We start from the raw sequence: 15929 nt of genomic DNA, 5'->3' as shown, positions 1-15929 counted from the left end.
CGGGCTCAGCCCGGTTCGGGCGGGTCCTGCTGCTTGATCGCCAGCGCCACGTGGCTGTCGCCCGATTCGAGCTGGCCGAAGATGCCCGCCGAGGCCATCGTGATCAAGGCCATGCAGACGAACGTGGCCCGGAAGGCCTGCAGCGTCTGCACACCGTCCATGCCGAAGTGCGCGGTGAAGGCCGCCAGCACAGCACCCGCCGCAGCCACCCCCATGCCCATGGCCAGCATCTGCACCATGGACAGCAGGCTGTTGCCACTGCTCGCGGTGTCGGGCTCGAGATCCTTCAGCGTCAGCGTGTTCATCGCGGTGAACTGCATCGAGTTGACGGCGCCAAAAAGCGCCAGCTGCACGACAGTCACCACCAGAGGCTGCCCAGGCGTGGCGAAGCCGAAGCTCGCCATCGTCAGCCCGACCAGCAAGGTATTGACCACCAGCACGCGCCGGTAACCGTGGCGCCGGATGAGCGGTGTCGTCACGCGCTTCATCGACATGCTGGCCAGGGCCACGGGCAACATCATCATGCCGGCCTGGGCGGGCGAATAGCCCATGGTCACCTGCAGCAGCAGCGGGATCAGGAAGGGCATGCAGGAGCTGCCCAGGCGCGAGAACAGGTTGCCGAGCAGGCCGATGCGCAGCGCGCCGATGCGGAACAGCCGGGGCGAAAACAGCGGGTCGGGCCGGCGCATGGCGTGCAGCCAGTAGGTCGTCAGGCTGGCCAGCCCGAAGATCATCAACAGCAGCACCGAAGCCTGGCGCAGGCCCAGTCCAGACAGGCCGTCCAGCGCCAGCGAGACCGCGGCCATGCCGAAAGCCAGCAGCAGATAGCCGGCAAGGTCGAAGCGCCTGACGGCGACGGGCGCGGGCGCGGGCATGTAGCGCAGCGTGGCCAAGGCGCCGATGAGGCCGACCGGTAGGTTGATCAGGAAGATCCAGTGCCAGGACGCCGCTTGCACCAGCCAGCCACCCAGCGTCGGGCCGATCAGGGGGCCGATCAAGCCCGGGATGGCGACAAAGCTCATCGCCTGCAGGAAGCGCTCGCGCGGGAAGGTGCGCAGCACGACGAGGCGCCCGACCGGCAGCAGCAGCGCGCCACCCGCACCCTGCACAACACGCGCGGCCACCAGTGCGTCCAGGCTGGGTGCCAGCGCGCACAGTACCGAGCCAATCACGAAAAGAACAATGGCGCCAACGTAGATGCGGCGCGTGCCGAAACGGTCCGCCATCCAACCGGTAGCCGGGATCAGCATCGCCATCGTCAGCGAATAGGCGACGACGACTGACTGCATGCGCAGCGGGCTCTCGCCCAGGCTGCGCGCCATCGCCGGCAGCGCCGTGTTGACGATGGTGGCGTCCAGCGTCTGCATGAAGAAGCCGAGGGCCACCAACCACAGCAGCATGCGCTGGTTGCGTTCCTGTTCCATGTCGGGAGACGGCAAGGGAGGTGCCATGGGTCGGCAATGAAAAAGCCGCCCGGAGGCGGCTTGTCAGCGCAGGTTGAGCGAAGGCTCAGACCGAGAAGGAGGAGCCGCAACCGCAGGTCGTCGTCGCGTTGGGATTCTTGATGACGAACTGGGCGCCCTGCAGGTCTTCCTTGTAGTCGATCTCGGCGCCCATCAGGTATTGCAGGCTCATCGAGTCGATCAACAGCGTCACGCCATTCTTCTGCATCTGCGTGTCGTCGTCGTTGACGGCCTCGTCGAAGGTGAAGCCGTACTGGAAGCCGGAGCAGCCGCCGCCCTGCACGAAGACACGAAGCTTCAGGTCCGGGTTGCCTTCCTCGGCGACCAGGTCGCGTACCTTGTCGGCGGCGCTGTCGGTGAAGACGAGGGGCACGGGGATGTCGGTGACGGGGGTATCAAGCACGGCGCTCATGGCGAGGCTCCTGTGAATCTGTCCAGAGACGAATATGGGGATTGTCCGCGCAAAAACAAAAGGCCGCTCGAAGCGGCCTTTTGTGTCCAAGCGCAGAAATTAACGCTTGCTGAACTGCTTCCTGCGACGGGCGCCGTGCAGGCCGACCTTCTTACGCTCGACTTCACGCGCGTCACGCGTGACGAAGCCGGCGCGGCTCAGTTCGGGCTTCAGGGCTGCGTCGTAGTCGATCAGCGCGCGGGTGATGCCCAGGCGCAGGGCGCCGGCTTGACCCGATTCGCCACCGCCGTGCACGTTCACCTTGATGTCGAAGGCCTCACCATTGTTCGTCAGCAGCAGGGGCTGCTTGGCGATCATGATGGAGGTCTGACGACCAAAGTAAGCGTCGATGGCCTTGCCATTGACGATGATCTGGCCCGTGCCCTTCTTCATGAAGACGCGAGCGACCGACGACTTGCGGCGGCCAGTGCCGTAATTCCAATTTCCGATCATGGCCGTTCCTTAGATCTCGAGAGCCTTGGGCTGCTGAGCGGTATGCGGGTGCGTCGGGCCTGCGTAGACCTTCAGCTTCTTGACCATGGCGTAACCCAGCGGGCCCTTGGGCAGCATGCCCTTGACAGCCTTCTCCAGCGCGCGGCCGGGGTGCTTGGCTTGCATGTCCTTGAACTTCGTGGCGTAGATGCCGCCGGGGAAGCCGCTGTGACGGTAGTACACCTTGTCGGTGGCCTTGTTGCCGGTCACACGGAGCTTTTCGGCATTGACGATGACGATGAAATCACCGGTGTCGACGTGAGGCGTGTAGATGGCCTTGTGCTTGCCGCGCAAACGGAGTGCCACTTCGCTGGCAACACGTCCGAGCACCTTGTCGGTGGCGTCAATCACAAACCACTCGTGCGTCACCTCGGCCGGCTTGGCGCTGAAGGTCTTCATGAGTTGCTTTCGCTGCGCCGGCTTCAAACTGCTGAAACCGGCAATAGATGGCTGAACTTCGACCGGCCTCGGTGCTTGTGTCTGATGCACAGCCTCTCGGCACAGCTCTTTCCCGCAGCCTTTTGACGGAAAAGCCCACGAGTGTACCAGCGCGGCCAATGGTTTGAAAAGAACCGAAGCGTTAACCTTGCCATATCTGCCAGCCACCCATGCCCAAGCCATCGCCCGCCCTCCCTCCTACGCCCGCCCAACCCGCGGCGGACTGGGATCATGGGCTGTCGGCCTTTGGCCTCGACCCGAATGCGCCGGCCGCCGCCCCGGCGGAACCCGCAGGCCCGCTGGCCAAGGCCCGGGCTGCACTGGAGCTCCTTTCCACCTGGGTGCCGATCCGCTCGCTCGCGCGCCGTCACCGCCATCGCATCATTGACCACCTATTGGCGCTGGAGCCGCAGGACCGCTACTTGCGCTTCGGCTACGCGGCTTCTGACGAGCAGATTCGCAAGTACGCGCGCAGCATCGACTTTGCCCGCGACGAGGTGCTGGGCATCTTCAACCGCAGCCTGCATCTGATCGCCCTGGCCCATCTAGCCTATGGACAACCGATGCCGGGTGAGCCCGGTCGCACAATGGCCGAGTTCGGCGTCTCCGTGCTGCCGCAGTCGCGCGGCCGGGGTCTGGGGCGGCGACTTTTCGACGCCGCAGGCCTGCATGCCCGCAACCGGGGTATCGACACCCTGTTCATCCACGCGTTGAGCGAAAACCGTCCCATGCTGCGCATTGCCGCAGCGGCTGGCGCCATCGTCGAGCGCGACGGCAGCGAATCCGCGGCCTATCTGCGCTTGCCACCCGAATCATTCGGCTCCCAGGTCGAGCAGGCGCTGGAGCGGCATCTGGGCGAGCTGGATTTCCAGTTCAAGCGACAGGCTCAAGTGTTGAGTGAGTTTGTCGACAGCGTTGCCGAGGTCAAAGCCCATTTCGAAGCTCCTGGCCGGGCCGCCAAGGAATAAATGACAGGTCAACGGCCGTTTTCCATGGCGCGCTCCCCCTCATGCCCGGGGGAATCGGGACTAGCGAGTAATGCCTTTTAGGGACGTTGCGATACATTGCCCGTCCATTGCGCCGCGAGAAGACAGGTCGGCGTCCCCCGCCGAAATCCCTTCAGGGTATGCCGTACGCCATCTACTGGATCGCCGCGCTGGCTGTTTGCGTCCTGGGTCTGGCTATCAGCCTGATCTGGGCGCTGCGCCGACCTGCGTACGCCAATAAGGGCTTGCCGGCGGAGTGGTCACTCACGGCGCGGCCGGTATTCACGACCGATGAGCGCCGTGTCTTTCGGCTGCTGCGCGAGGCCCTGCCCCACCACGTCGTGCTGTCCAAGCTGCCGCTGGTGCGGTTTTGCCAGCCGACCGAGGCCAAGGAAGTGCGCTACTGGTTCGACCTGCTCGGCGCCTCGCATGTCACCTTCGCTGTCTGCAGCCCCAATGGTCGCGTGCTGGCCGCCATCGACCTGGAGGGCGAGCGCGGCGTTACGCCGCGCAGCCTGCAGATCAAGCATGCCGTGCTCTCCGCCTGCCGCGTGCGTTATTTGCGCTGCGCGATGGACCAGTTGCCCAGCGTCGCCGAGCTGCAGCTTTTGGTGCCCCAGAGCAGCAATTCACGCGGCCCGCTCCCCGCACCGGCAGCCACATCGACGCCGCCGCGCCGCCGCATGGGCAGCAGCGAGGACGAATTCGGCAGCGACTGGGGGCAGTTCTCCCAGCCTCTGCCGCTGTGGCAGGACGCTGGCGTCTTCAGTGGCGGCAATGACGGCTATGGGGACCGAGAGCGCGACCGCCATCCGCGCATGCCGGCCCAGCCCGCTGCGCCGCATCCACAGCGCCGTCTGTCGTCACGCAACCTCGACCCGGCGCGCTACAACCCACGCAACCTGCCGGTGCTCGATGACGCCGATGAGGAGGCCATGATGGACGACATCGTCGGCGTCGTCGTCGATGCGCCGCGCTACGCCACCCAGCGCCCTCGCAGAGGATGATCGCAACCGGCGACACTCGCCGGATGCATGACACGACCCCTGACCTCAGTTTCGGCGACCTGACGCCGGAGTTCATGCTCGACGCCCTGGACGCCGCCGGCCTGCGCGCCGACGGCCGGCTGCTGCAGCTCAACTCCTTCGAGAACCGCGTGTTGATGCTGCACCTGGAGGATGGCGGCGCGGCCGTCGCCAAGTTCTACCGCCCAGCGCGCTGGAGCGATGCACAGATCCTGGAAGAACACGATTTCGCCACCGAACTCGCCGCCGCCGAGGTGCCTGTTGCCGCTCCATGGACGCTGGCAGGCGGATCCACCCTCTTCCACTATCAAGGCCAGCGCCTGGCTGTCACGCCGCGCCAGGGTGGCCGCGGGCCGGAGCTGGAAGACCCAGAGGTGCTGCGCTGGATCGGCCGCCTGCTGGCCCGCCTGCATGGCGTCGGTCGCCGCAAGCCCTTCGCCGTTCGCCTGGCCTGGGCCAGCGCCGCTCCGGCCCAGGCCGCGCGCGACTGGCTGATCGAACACGACGCGATCCCCCCGGAGATCGCACCCGCCTGGGACGATGCCGCGCACCGCTGCATCGACGCCATCCAGAGCGCCTTCGACGGCCTGCCCGACCTTCAACTCACGCGCCTGCACGGTGATTGCCATCCAGGCAACATCTTGTGGACACCGGACCGTGGGCCGCATTTCGTCGATCTCGACGACGCCGTCACCGGCCCGGTCGTGCAGGATCTGTGGATGCTGTTGCCCGGCGAGCCCGATGCCGCACGCAGCCTGCTCAACGCCGTGCTCGATGGCTACGAGCAGATCGCCGAATTCGACGACCGTGAGCTGCGCCTGATCGAACCGCTGCGGACGATGCGCATGATCCACCACAGCGCCTGGCTGGCCCGCCGCTGGGGCGATCCGGCCTTTCCCCTTGCCTTCCCCTGGTTTGGCACGCCCAACTATTGGCTGGATCAAGTGACCAAGCTGAGGGAACAGCTGGAAGCGATGCGGCCCAAAGGCAGCACCCCGACGCTGGCCCGTGACGAGGACGAGGTCAACTTCGATGGCGACGGCTTCGCCTGATTCGCTCAGGGCAGTGGGCTCGTCAACACCACGGCATAGCCATCGGGGTCGCGCAGCCAGAACTCCCAGTTGCCGTTCTGGCTCCAGCGCTTCGGCCTGACGACGTCGACATCCAGCGCTGTCGCCCGCTCCACGGCGGCGTCGAAGTCAGCCAGCTCGAACCACAGCAGCACGCCGTTGCCATAGGGGCGCAACTCGACGTCGCCAAGAGGCCCATGATCGTGATCGACCTTCCAGCGGTGCAACTGCAGCAGCAGATGGCCGTCGGGCGCGTTCAGGCGTTCGTATTCGTCGCCGCCGTGGCCGCTGTGGCACCCCAGCAAGCGCTGATACCAGCGGCTGCTGGCGGGCACGTCGTGGACGCAGATCAGCGGGGCGAGTTGCATGGCGGCTCTCCGGTGGACGCGTGAAATGCTAGCGGCTGGCGGGAGCCGATAGGCGGAAAATACTGGATATACATACAGTATTGTGCTCTCATTCAAGTTCCGGTTTCTTCCCCCGACCCGCCTCTTCCAAGCTGTTCCTGGCCATGTTGTCCGCGTTTCCAGTCTCTTCCATCCCTTGCGCTGCCTTGCCGCTCCCCCAGGCCCACCTACCGCTGGATGATGCCCGGCTGCAGGGGCGGCTGTGGCGCGGCAGCAGCTTGAGCACCGCCGCCGACCCGACGCTGGCCAGCGGCTTTGCGGCTCTTGATGCCGAACTGCCTGGCGGCGGCTGGCCGCTGCGGGCCGTCACCGAACTGTTGACGCCCCAGCCCGGCGTGCTGGAGTGGCGGTTGCTGTCGCCGGCGCTGCGCGGTTGGTGGGCTGCCCAGGCCTTGCCGACAGCCGCCCCCGGCCGCCGTGGGCGTGCATCCACACCAGCATTGCGTTCGTTGCTGCTCATTAACCCACCGCATGCGCCCCATCTGCCGGGTCTGCAGGCCCTGGGCCTGCCGCCCTCGGCACTGATCTGGGTGCAGGCCGGTACGCCGGCTCAGGCGCTCTGGGCGGCCGAGCAAGCCATCAAATCGCGCGTGGCCGTGCTGGCCTGGCTGCCCGAGGCCAGGCCGGAGCAGATCCGGCGGCTGCAGGTCAATGCGCTGAGTTCCGATGCACCGGCCTTCCTGGTGCGACCGGAGCGCGTGCAGCAGCAATCCTCGGCCGCACCGCTGCGCCTGGTCGTGCAGCCGGGCGAGGGCTGGAGCCTGACCGTGCATGTGCTCAAGCGCCGCGGGCCTGCCCATGAGGGCTGGCTGACCCTGCCGGCCGTCCCGGGCGCGGTCGAACCGCTGCTGACGGCAGCCAAGCGCAAGCCCTTGCCTGTTCCTGCCCCCACGCCGGAACCCGCCCCGGTCCCGGTCAGCCCTCCCACGGAGCGCCCCCATGCGCTGGCTCGCCCTGTGCTGCACGCCTGATGCACCCGCCGGCGATGTCGACGCCCTGGGCTGGCTGGCGCTGAGCTTCACGCCGCGCGTCGCGCGGCTGGAGGAGGCGGTCGTGGCCGAGGTGTCGACCAGCCTGCGACTGTTCCGCGGCGCGCGGGCCCTGCGGCAGCGGCTGCAGGCGCAAGCGACTGAGGCCGGCTTGGCGCTTGGCAACATGGCCTGGGCATCGACGGCGCTGGGTGCGCTGGCGCTGGCGCGCTGCGCCGACACCAACCCCGGCCGATTGAGCGAGCGCCTGGACGCCTTGCCGCTGCCCGCCCTGAGCACCGCACAGGCTCACCACGCCATGCTGGCCCGCCTGGGCTGCACCCGCCTGGGCGAGCTGCGCCGGCTGCCCCGCCCCGCCCTGGCCAAGCGCTTCGGCCCGACGCTGCTGACGGCGCTGGACCAGGCCTATGGCGATCTGCCCGAGGTGCACGAGTGGCTGACCCTGCCCGATCGCTTCGACGCGCGGCTGGAGCTGCCCTACCGCGTCGAGCACGCGCCGGTGCTGCTGCACTTTGCCGAGACGCTGCTGCGCCAGCTCTGCGCCTTCCTGGCCGCCCACCATGCCGGTGTGCGCACGCTGCGCCTGGCCTGGCAGCACGACGCGATGCGTGCGCGGGACGTGGCCGACAGCGGTGAACTGAGCATCGCCACCGCCGACACGACACGCGACCTGCACCGCCTGACACGCCTACTGGCCGAGCACCTCGCCCGCACAACGCTGGCCGCACCGGCCGGCGAGATCAGCCTCAGCGCCGACACCGTGCTGCCCATGGAGGAAGCCAGTGGCAGCCTGCTGCCCGGCCCTTCTGACCCGCAGGAACGCACGACGACGAATGCGCTGCTGGAGCGACTGTCCGTGCGCCTGGGTGCCGATCGCGTGCGCGAGGGCCGGCTGCGCGAGGACCATCGCCTGGACCACATGCAGAGTTGGCAGGCCTGGCCCGCACCGCCGGCCACGCCCAAGCGTCGCCCCTGCGGCCCTCAACCCACCTGGCTCGTCCAGCCGCCACAGCCGCTGCGCGCCGATGCCCGCGAGCAACCCATGTATTGCGGCCCCCTGGCGCTGGTCAGCGGCCCGCACCGCGTCGAGGCCGGCTGGTGGGAAGGCCGCAGCGGCATGCAGGCGCGCGACTACTTTGTCTACCGCAGCGCCGCGCGCGGGCTGCTGTGGGTCTACCACGAGCGGCCTTCCTCGGCCGCACCCGCCTCCACGGGCTGGTTCCTGCACGGCGTGTTCGCATGACGCCGCCCATGTCGGACCGAGACGAAAGGCGGGCAATGCTGCGCCAGCAAGGCATTGACTCGGAGGCCGAACTGCGCCGTGCGGCGGATGGCTGGCCACCCGCGTTGCCCGTCGCGGGTGGCGAACTGCCGCGCTACGCCGAGCTGCACTGCCTGTCGGCCTTCAGCTTCCTGCGCGGCGCGTCCGAGCCCGCCGAACTGGTGGAGCGTGCCTGCGACCTGGGCTACGAGGCCCTGGCCATCACCGACGAATGCTCGCTGGCCGGCGTCGTGCGCGCGCACAAGCAGCTGCGGGAGATGCGCGAGGCAGCGCATCACACCCTCAAGGAGGACGCGAAAAAGGCCGGCCTGTCTGACGAAGCCATTGAGCAACCGCAGTTGATGAAGCTGCTGATCGGCAGCGAATTCCTCGTCCGCGACGACGCCGGCACGCCGCGCTTCAAGCTGGTGCTGGTGGCGCAGAACCTCAATGGCTACGGCAACCTGAGCCAGTTCATCACCCGGCTGCGCCGCGCCAGCCCGGTCAAGGGCGAGTACACCCTGCACTGGCGCCAGCTCGCGCCCGAGAAGCTGGCCGACTGCCTGGCCCTGGTGGTGCTGCCGCGTGAGGCGCCCGATGCCGAACTGGCGCCCGCCGCGCATTGGGTGCTGCGTCACTTTGCCGGTCGGGCGTGGATCGCCGTCGAGCTGCTGCGCGAGGCCAGCGATGCGCAATGGCTGCAACGGCTGCAGGCGCTGTCCGAGGAGACGGCCCTGCCACTGGTGGCCGCGGGCGACGTGCACTTTCACGTGCGCTCGCGCAAGGCGCTGCAGGACGTGATGACCGCTACCCGCCTGGGCCGCACGGTGGCCGAGTGCGGCTACGACCTGCAGCCCAATGCGGAGCGGCATCTGCGCAGCAGCTACCGCATCTCGCGCGTGTATCCCGAAGCGCTGATCCGCGAGACGCTGCAGGTGGCGGCACGCTGCAGCTTCAGGCTCGACGAGATCAGCTACCAATATCCGAGCGAAGTGGTGCCGCCAGGCTGCACGCCGCGACAACACCTGCGCGATCTCACCTATGCAGGCGCCGAGCTGCGTTGGCCTCAATCCCAAGGTGGCATTCCTGCCAAGTTCAGGCGCCGCATCGAGGATGAACTCCAACTCATCGAGGAGCTGGGCTACGAGCACTACTTCCTGACCGTTGCCGACGTCGTGAAGTTCGCGCGCGACATCAAGATCCTGTGCCAGGGACGGGGCTCCGCGGCCAACAGCGTGGTCTGCTACTGCCTGCACGTCACGTCGGTGGACCCGGACCGCAGCACCCTGCTGTTCGAGCGCTTCATCAGCCGCGAGCGCAACGAGCCGCCCGACATCGACGTCGACTTCGAGCACGAGCGTCGTGAAGAGGTCATCCAGTACCTCTATGCCAAGTACGGCCGTGACCGCGCCGCGCTGACCGCCGTCGTCATCTGCTACCGCCCCAAGAGCGCCATCCGCGATGTCGGCAAGGCGCTGGGCTTCAGCGAGGAGCAGCTGGACGTGATGAGCCAGGACCACAGCGGCTGGTCCACCCAGGTGCTGCCCGAGGAGCACCGCGTCGAGCTGCTGCACAAACTCGGCCTGCCGGAAGACGACCCGCGCCTGCAGCAGCTCATCACGCTGGGCCGGCAGCTCAACGGTCTGCCACGCCACCTCTCGCAGCATGTCGGCGGCTTCGTGCTGACCGAGGGACTGCTGGAGCGCCTCGTGCCCATCGAGAACGCGACGATGAAGGACCGCAGCGTCATCGAGTGGGACAAGGACGACATCGACGAGCTGAAGATGATGAAGGTCGACGTGCTGGCCCTGGGCATGCTCAGCGCGATCCGGCGCTGCTTCGATCTCGTCAACCCGATGCGCGGCACGGCCATCGACCTGACCATTCCGGACAACGACACCGCCACCTACGACATGATCTGCAAGGCCGACACCATCGGCGTGTTCCAGATCGAGTCGCGCGCGCAGATGTCGATGCTGCCGCGGCTCAAGCCCCGCACCTATTACGACCTGGTGGTCGAGGTCGCCATCGTGCGCCCCGGCCCCATCGAAGGCGGCATGGTGCATCCCTACCTGAAGAACCGCGCCCTGCCCGAAGACCAGGTCGAGTACCCCAGCGAAGCGCTGAAGGAAGCGCTCTGGCGCACCCGCGGCGTGCCCATCTTCCAGGAGCAGGTCATGCAGGTGGCCATGATTGCCGCGGGCTTCAGCGCCGGCGAGGCCGACCAGCTGCGCCGCGCCATGGCCGCGTGGAAGCGCCCCGGCGTGCTCGAGAAGTACTACGACAAGGTCGTCAAGGGCATGCGCGAGCGCGGCTACGAAGACGCGTTTGCCGAGCGCATCTTCAGCCAGATCAAGGGCTTCTCCTCCTACGGCTTCCCCGAGTCCCATGCCGCCAGCTTCGCGCTGCTGACCTATGTCAGCTCCTGGCTCAAATGCCACGAGCCGGCGGCCTTCCTGTGTGCGCTGCTGAACTCCCAGCCGCTGGGCTTCTACAGTCCCAGCCAGCTGGTGCAGGACGCACGCCGGCATGACATCGAGGTGCGTGCCATCGACGTCAACCACAGCAACAAGGACAGCACGCTGGAGTTGCGCCCCGGCCAGCACCAACCCGCCGTGCGCCTGGGCCTGCGCCTGGTCAGCGGCTTGGGGCAAGAGGCGGCAGACCGCATCGAGAAGGCCCGTGCCCGCGGCGGTGAGTTCGCCCACCCGCAGGACCTGGCCTTTCGCGCTCGCCTCACCCAGCAGGACATGCAGCAGCTCGCGGCCGCCGATGCGCTGACCTCACTGGCCGGCCACCGCCGCCAGCAGGTCTGGCAGGCCTCGGCCCTGCACGCGATGCCGGTGCTGCTGCAGGGCAGCCTGCTGCCCGAGGACGACCTCGAACTGCCCGCCGCCGCCGAGGGCGAGGAGGTGCTGTGGGACTACGCCGCCACGGGCCTGACGCTGCGCCGCCACCCGCTGGCGCTGCTGCGCCCCAACCTGGCCAAACGGGGCCTGCTCAGCGCCCAGCAGCTCGACGCCGTCAAGAGCGGCCGCCGCGCCAAGGCCTGCGGCATCGTCACCGGACGGCAGAAGCCGCAGACGGCCAAGGGCACCCTCTTCGTCACGCTGGAGGACGAGACCGGCAATGTGCAGGTCATCGTCTGGCCCAAGGTCTATGAAGAACACCGCAGCACCATCCTCGGCGCGCGGCTGCTGGCGGTGGAAGGCGTATGGCAGCGCGGGGACGGCGATGTGCGCCACTTGCTGGCGCAGGGGTTCACCAACCTCAACCCGCTGCTGGGAAGGTTGCCGACGGAGAGCCGGGATTTCAGGTGAGCCAGCGCGCGCAAGCCCGCCTCCGGGCACCGGGCCGCACAGGGATCCACCGTGACCGCCGCACCGGGCCGCTGCCAAGCAAGCATTGACAGCGCGGCCAGTAATGAGCGAAGAATGAAGTCTTGCGCCCAAACGGCGCTCAATCGGTCAGAAATTTCAATCCGCACTCATAAGACAGGCGCACAGACAGTATCTCATTCGCGACATACCTTTACGGAAATCTGCTCTAATTATTTTGAATAGTCAGGCTCCAATCCGGAAGGCCAGCGATGAAGACCCCGCAAAACCGTCGCATCCTGTTGGTGGATGACATGCCGGCAATCCATGAGGATTTTCGCAAGATCCTCATGCCGCCAGCGTCGGAGCATGCCCAACTCAGCGCCGTGGAAGCTGCATTGTTTGGCGATGAGGACAGTGGGCTCCCTCAAATCGTCTTTGAACTCGATTCTGCCTACCAAGGGCAGGAGGGGCTTTCAAGACTGGAGGCCGCCCTCAATGAAAACCGACCCTATGCCATGGCCTTCGTGGATATGCGCATGCCGCCCGGCTGGGATGGTGTGCAAACCATTGAACATCTATGGCGCTGCGACCCTCGCCTGCAGGTTGTTATTTGCACAGCATACGCCGATGGCTCGTGGGCTGACATCTTGGCGCGGCTCGACGTGTCCGACCGCCTGCTGATCCTGAAAAAGCCCTTTGATGCCATTGAGGTCTTCCAACTGGCCACGGCGCTCACCACCAAATGGCAAATGATGCAGGACGCGGCGGCGCACCGCACGCTTCTGGAAGATGCCGTGCAGGAGCGCACCAGCGAACTGCGCACCGTCAATGAGGTTTTGCAGAACGAAATAAAGGAGCGCAAGCATCTGGAAGGCCAATTGATCCAATCGGAGAAGCTGGCCTCCATAGGCCAGCTTGCGGCGGGTGTCGCGCATGAGATAAACAACCCGATTGGCTATATATTCTCAAACCATGGCACTTTGGATGGATATATCGGGAAACTATTCGAACTCATTACCGCCTATGAACGCGCGGAAACCAGCATTACCGCACCCGAGGTGATCGCCAACCTGCGCGCACTGCGCGAACGTGTGGAGCTGGACTTCTTGAAAGAAGACATTCCGGTGCTCATACGAGAGTCCAAGCAAGGCATTGTGCGGGTACGCCAGATCGTTCAGGATCTGAAGGACTTTTCCCGCGTTGATTCGTCGCAGGACTGGGAATCGGCCGATCTGCACCAGGGTATCGATTCGACACTGAACATCGTGGCCAGCGAAGTCAAGTACAAGGCCGATCTGGTCAAAGAATATGGCGCCATTCCCAATATTGAGTGCCTGCCTTCACAGATCAATCAGGTGGTGATGAACCTTGTGGTCAACGCCACTCACGCCCTTGGTGAAAAGCGTGGGCGCATCACCATTCGAACGGGCGCCGAAGAGGCGCACGTGTGGATGGAGGTGGCCGACACGGGCACCGGCATACCGCCGGAGACGCTCAAGCGTATTTTCGAACCCTTCTTCACCACCAAGCCCGTGGGCAAAGGCACGGGGCTCGGGCTGTCGGTGTCCTATGGCATCGTGCAAAAACACCATGGCCGCATTGACGTGGCAAGCGTGGTGGGCCAAGGCACCACGTTTCGCGTCACGCTGCCCGTGCGACAGACCCAAACGCAAGCCGAAGTGCCAGCGTCCGATATTTGAAGCCGCTTCATGCAAGGCAACCCATCATGAAAACACGGCCTGTCCCCAACAAGGATCGCGTTCTCGTCGTGGACAGCAATCCCGACATCCACGGTGCCTTTCGCGACATGCTTGTCGAAGATACTCATGCGCAGGGAAAATTCGAACTGGATTGCGCCCGTGATACCCACGAGAGCCATGCCCTGATGCAACAGTCCTTGCTGGCTCAGCAGCCTTATACCTTGGCGTTCATAGGCGCGTCCCCAGCGAAGGAATGGGCAGCGACTGAAATAGCTTCTCAAATCTGGGCGGTTGACCCTAGCGTTCAAATCGTAATTTACGCAGAGCTACTCGACATCTCTTCTGATGCGTTATTCGAAGCGATGGGAGCAACGAACAGGTGGCTGAAGCTTAGAACACCTCTTGATCGCGTCGAAGTCATTCAGCTGTCACATTCTTTGACAGAAAAGCGGGATTTGCAACAGCTTGCCGACTTGCATGACGGCACGCACTCAGCGGCAGAGACGATAGCGAACCCAGTGGATGCCACTGAGATCAATGAGCAGGATTTGCTGCGCACGCTCCTGGACAACTCTCCCGATCATATTTATTTCAAAGATCTGAAGTCCCGATTTCTCAAATGCAGCAAGGCGCAGGCATTGCAATTCGGTGCCGCATCACCAGCGGAACTGGTGGGCAAGACGGATTTTGACTTTTTCTCCGAAGAGCATGCGCGCCCCGCCTATGAAGATGAACAGGAAATACTGCGCACAGGCCAACCAATGATTGGCAAAGCGGAGAAGGAGACGTGGAAGGATGGGCGCGCTGAATCCTGGACGCTCAGTACCAAAATGCCGTTGCGCAACAGTGCAGGCGTCATCATCGGCACTTTCGGCATCTCCAAGGACATTACTTCGCTGAAACAGACGGAAGCAGCGCTGGCATATCACCATGATTTGCTGAGTACGTTGATGGATAACTCGCCAGATTCCATCTTCTTCAAGGACCTGCAATCACGCTTCGTCAAAATAAGCCGTTCGGAACTGCATAACCTGCTGCGGCTATCGATCAGCCGCTACCGCGCAATCCATCCCGGCACCGATGAAGATGCGCTCCCGCCGCATCTGGCCAGCGTGGATGAGTTTGAAAAATATGTGATCGGAAAAACCGATGCAGACCTTTACGGTCAAGACAGGGCGAGTGAGTTTTGCCGTGACGAGGAAGAGATCCTGCGGACCGGAAAGCCCATCGTCGAAAAAAGCGAGAAAACCGTTCACCCCGATGGGCGCGTCGTTTGGTATCTCACCACCAAAAGCCCTTGGAGAGACAGGAATGGCCAATTGATCGGCACCTTCGGAACGTCGAAAAACATATCCGAGCTGAAGGAAGCTGAACGAAAGATCGAAGAGGTGCAGGCCCAACTGCTGACTGCGGCGCGCCTCGCCGGCATGGCAGAGATCGCAACCAATGTTTTGCACAACGTGGGCAACGTTCTCAACAGCGTCAACGTATCGGCTGACTTGATTGGCGCCCAGTTGCGGGTATCCAAGCTCAAGGGGCTCGCCCGCTCCGTGGCTTTGATGGATGCGCATGCCGGGGATTTGGGGCAGTTCCTGACGCAGGACAGCAAAGGCAAGCTGCTACCCACCTATTTGCGCGAGCTGGCTCGAACACTCGAGGGTGAACACAATGCCATAACGACTGAACTGGGCGCGCTATGCGGCAGCGTGGAACACATCAAACAGGTCATCGCCACCCAGCAGTCCTATGCAGGTACACCGCGTGTTGTGGAATCCGCCAAGGTGGACGAACTGCTGGACGACGCGCTGCGCATGCACGCAGTTGCGCTGACGCGCCATAAAGTGGATGTCGTCAGAAACTACCCGAGCTTGCCCACTCTTTTATTGGATCGACATCGCGTGTTGCAGGTGCTGGTGAACTTGATCAGCAACGCCAAACAAGCGTTGAGCGCCACCGCGGACAAACGCGCCCTCATTACGCTCGGTGCTGTTTTGATGGAGGGCCCTGTGCTGCGCATCACGGTGACAGACAACGGCGAGGGCATTGCGCCGGAGAATCTGACCCGTGTTTTTTCTCATGGTTTCACCACGCGCAAGAACGGACATGGCTTTGGTTTGCACAGCTGCGTTCTGGCCGCACAGGAAATGGGCGGCAGCCTGCATGTCCACAGCGAAGGCCCCGGACAGGGTGCATCGTTCGCCCTGGAGATTCCTGTGACCGTGCCTGCTGGATCCGCACACTGAGACCGGTGAATGTCTGGCCCAGGGTCTACGCGTGCTGACACGCTCTCAAGCAAGTGGAACGCAGTCGGTGTAAGTTGCGCCCAT

At 64.8% G+C, this 15929-nt stretch carries 13 protein-coding genes; 8 read left to right on the top strand and 5 right to left on the bottom strand.

All coding sequences use genetic code 11. The features are described 5' to 3' along the window. Nucleotides 1-5 precede the first annotated feature (5 nt). The 4 genes from mdtD to rplM form a co-directional block, all read right to left on the bottom strand. Nucleotides 6-1451 carry a multidrug transporter subunit MdtD gene (gene mdtD / locus ASC95_RS06480; protein ID WP_057296878.1) on the bottom strand — a complete coding sequence of 482 codons (1446 nt, stop codon included), beginning with the start codon at nucleotides 1449-1451 and terminating at the stop codon, nucleotides 6-8. Nucleotides 1452-1509: 58 nt separating this feature from the next. Next, the gene (erpA, locus tag ASC95_RS06475; protein ID WP_056203164.1) at nucleotides 1510-1875 is read right to left on the bottom strand and encodes an iron-sulfur cluster insertion protein ErpA; all 366 of its coding nucleotides are present in this window, start codon (nucleotides 1873-1875) and stop codon (nucleotides 1510-1512) included. 99 nt (nucleotides 1876-1974) lie between these two features. Then, nucleotides 1975-2367 (bottom strand): 30S ribosomal protein S9, encoded by a 393-nt coding sequence (rpsI, locus tag ASC95_RS06470; protein WP_056203161.1) that lies wholly within the window; start codon nucleotides 2365-2367, stop codon nucleotides 1975-1977. A gap of 9 nt (nucleotides 2368-2376) precedes the next feature. Beyond that, entirely contained in the window at nucleotides 2377-2805 is a 429-nt protein-coding gene (gene rplM, locus ASC95_RS06465) for a 50S ribosomal protein L13 (protein WP_056203159.1), read from the bottom strand. Between the two features lie 209 nt (nucleotides 2806-3014). On the opposite strand from rplM, the gene ASC95_RS06460 reads away from it, so the two are divergent. From ASC95_RS06460 to ASC95_RS06450, 3 genes are all read left to right on the top strand, one after another. Next, on the top strand, nucleotides 3015-3812 hold the full coding sequence (locus tag ASC95_RS06460) for a GNAT family N-acetyltransferase (protein WP_082567517.1): 798 nt from the start codon (nucleotides 3015-3017) through the stop codon (nucleotides 3810-3812). A gap of 158 nt (nucleotides 3813-3970) precedes the next feature. Beyond that, nucleotides 3971-4837, top strand: coding sequence for a DUF2726 domain-containing protein (locus tag ASC95_RS06455; RefSeq protein ID WP_057296877.1), 867 nt, complete (start codon nucleotides 3971-3973; stop codon nucleotides 4835-4837). 23 nt (nucleotides 4838-4860) lie between these two features. Beyond that, complete coding sequence (locus ASC95_RS06450; RefSeq protein ID WP_057296876.1) at nucleotides 4861-5907, top strand: serine/threonine protein kinase; 1047 nt, start codon at nucleotides 4861-4863, stop codon at nucleotides 5905-5907. A 5-nt stretch (nucleotides 5908-5912) separates the two neighbouring features. On the opposite strand, the gene ASC95_RS06445 is transcribed toward ASC95_RS06450, so the two are convergent. Beyond that, on the bottom strand, nucleotides 5913-6293 hold the full coding sequence (locus tag ASC95_RS06445) for a VOC family protein (RefSeq protein WP_057296875.1): 381 nt from the start codon (nucleotides 6291-6293) through the stop codon (nucleotides 5913-5915). 185 nt (nucleotides 6294-6478) lie between these two features. Here ASC95_RS06445 and ASC95_RS06440 point away from each other — a divergent pair, with 185 nt between their 5' ends. The 5 genes from ASC95_RS06440 to ASC95_RS06420 all read left to right on the top strand — a co-directional run bounded on the left by ASC95_RS06440 (nucleotide 6479) and on the right by ASC95_RS06420 (nucleotide 15845). After that, nucleotides 6479-7303, top strand: a complete 825-nt coding sequence (locus ASC95_RS06440) for a hypothetical protein (RefSeq protein WP_057296874.1) — start codon at nucleotides 6479-6481, stop codon at nucleotides 7301-7303. Further along, the gene (locus ASC95_RS06435; RefSeq protein ID WP_057296873.1) at nucleotides 7272-8564 is read left to right on the top strand and encodes a DNA polymerase Y family protein; all 1293 of its coding nucleotides are present in this window, start codon (nucleotides 7272-7274) and stop codon (nucleotides 8562-8564) included. Before ASC95_RS06440 ends, ASC95_RS06435 begins: the two co-directional genes overlap by 32 nt. A 35-nt stretch (nucleotides 8565-8599) precedes the next feature. Then, complete coding sequence (locus ASC95_RS06430; RefSeq protein ID WP_082567516.1) at nucleotides 8600-11902, top strand: error-prone DNA polymerase; 3303 nt, start codon at nucleotides 8600-8602, stop codon at nucleotides 11900-11902. A 269-nt stretch (nucleotides 11903-12171) separates the two neighbouring features. After that, nucleotides 12172-13602, top strand: a complete 1431-nt coding sequence (locus ASC95_RS06425; protein ID WP_057296872.1) for an ATP-binding protein — start codon at nucleotides 12172-12174, stop codon at nucleotides 13600-13602. 26 nt (nucleotides 13603-13628) lie between these two features. Continuing rightward, nucleotides 13629-15845: a PAS domain-containing protein gene (locus tag ASC95_RS06420; RefSeq protein ID WP_057296871.1), complete on the top strand. Its 2217-nt coding sequence runs from the start codon at nucleotides 13629-13631 to the stop codon at nucleotides 15843-15845. The last annotated feature ends 84 nt before the right edge of the window (nucleotides 15846-15929 follow it).

It is taken from the genome of Pelomonas sp. Root1217, assembly GCF_001425705.1.
Lineage (GTDB): Bacteria > Pseudomonadota > Gammaproteobacteria > Burkholderiales > Burkholderiaceae_C > Pelomonas.
Note: the sequence above shows the minus strand (reverse complement) of the source record. Positions and strands in the feature narration are given on the sequence as shown.

Coding starts and splice junctions, on each gene's coding strand:
- ASC95_RS06460 (WP_082567517.1), top strand. CDS start 3,015: ATGCCCAAGCCATCGCCCGCCCTCCCTCCTACGCCCGCCCAACCCGCG.
- rplM (WP_056203159.1), bottom strand. CDS start 2,805: ATGAAGACCTTCAGCGCCAAGCCGGCCGAGGTGACGCACGAGTGGTTT.
- ASC95_RS06430 (WP_082567516.1), top strand. CDS start 8,600: ATGCTGCGCCAGCAAGGCATTGACTCGGAGGCCGAACTGCGCCGTGCG.
- ASC95_RS06425 (WP_057296872.1), top strand. CDS start 12,172: ATGAAGACCCCGCAAAACCGTCGCATCCTGTTGGTGGATGACATGCCG.
- rpsI (WP_056203161.1), bottom strand. CDS start 2,367: ATGATCGGAAATTGGAATTACGGCACTGGCCGCCGCAAGTCGTCGGTC.
- ASC95_RS06435 (WP_057296873.1), top strand. CDS start 7,272: ATGCGCTGGCTCGCCCTGTGCTGCACGCCTGATGCACCCGCCGGCGAT.
- ASC95_RS06455 (WP_057296877.1), top strand. CDS start 3,971: ATGCCGTACGCCATCTACTGGATCGCCGCGCTGGCTGTTTGCGTCCTG.
- mdtD (WP_057296878.1), bottom strand. CDS start 1,451: ATGGCACCTCCCTTGCCGTCTCCCGACATGGAACAGGAACGCAACCAG.
- ASC95_RS06445 (WP_057296875.1), bottom strand. CDS start 6,293: ATGCAACTCGCCCCGCTGATCTGCGTCCACGACGTGCCCGCCAGCAGC.
- erpA (WP_056203164.1), bottom strand. CDS start 1,875: ATGAGCGCCGTGCTTGATACCCCCGTCACCGACATCCCCGTGCCCCTC.
- ASC95_RS06420 (WP_057296871.1), top strand. CDS start 13,629: ATGAAAACACGGCCTGTCCCCAACAAGGATCGCGTTCTCGTCGTGGAC.
- ASC95_RS06450 (WP_057296876.1), top strand. CDS start 4,861: ATGCATGACACGACCCCTGACCTCAGTTTCGGCGACCTGACGCCGGAG.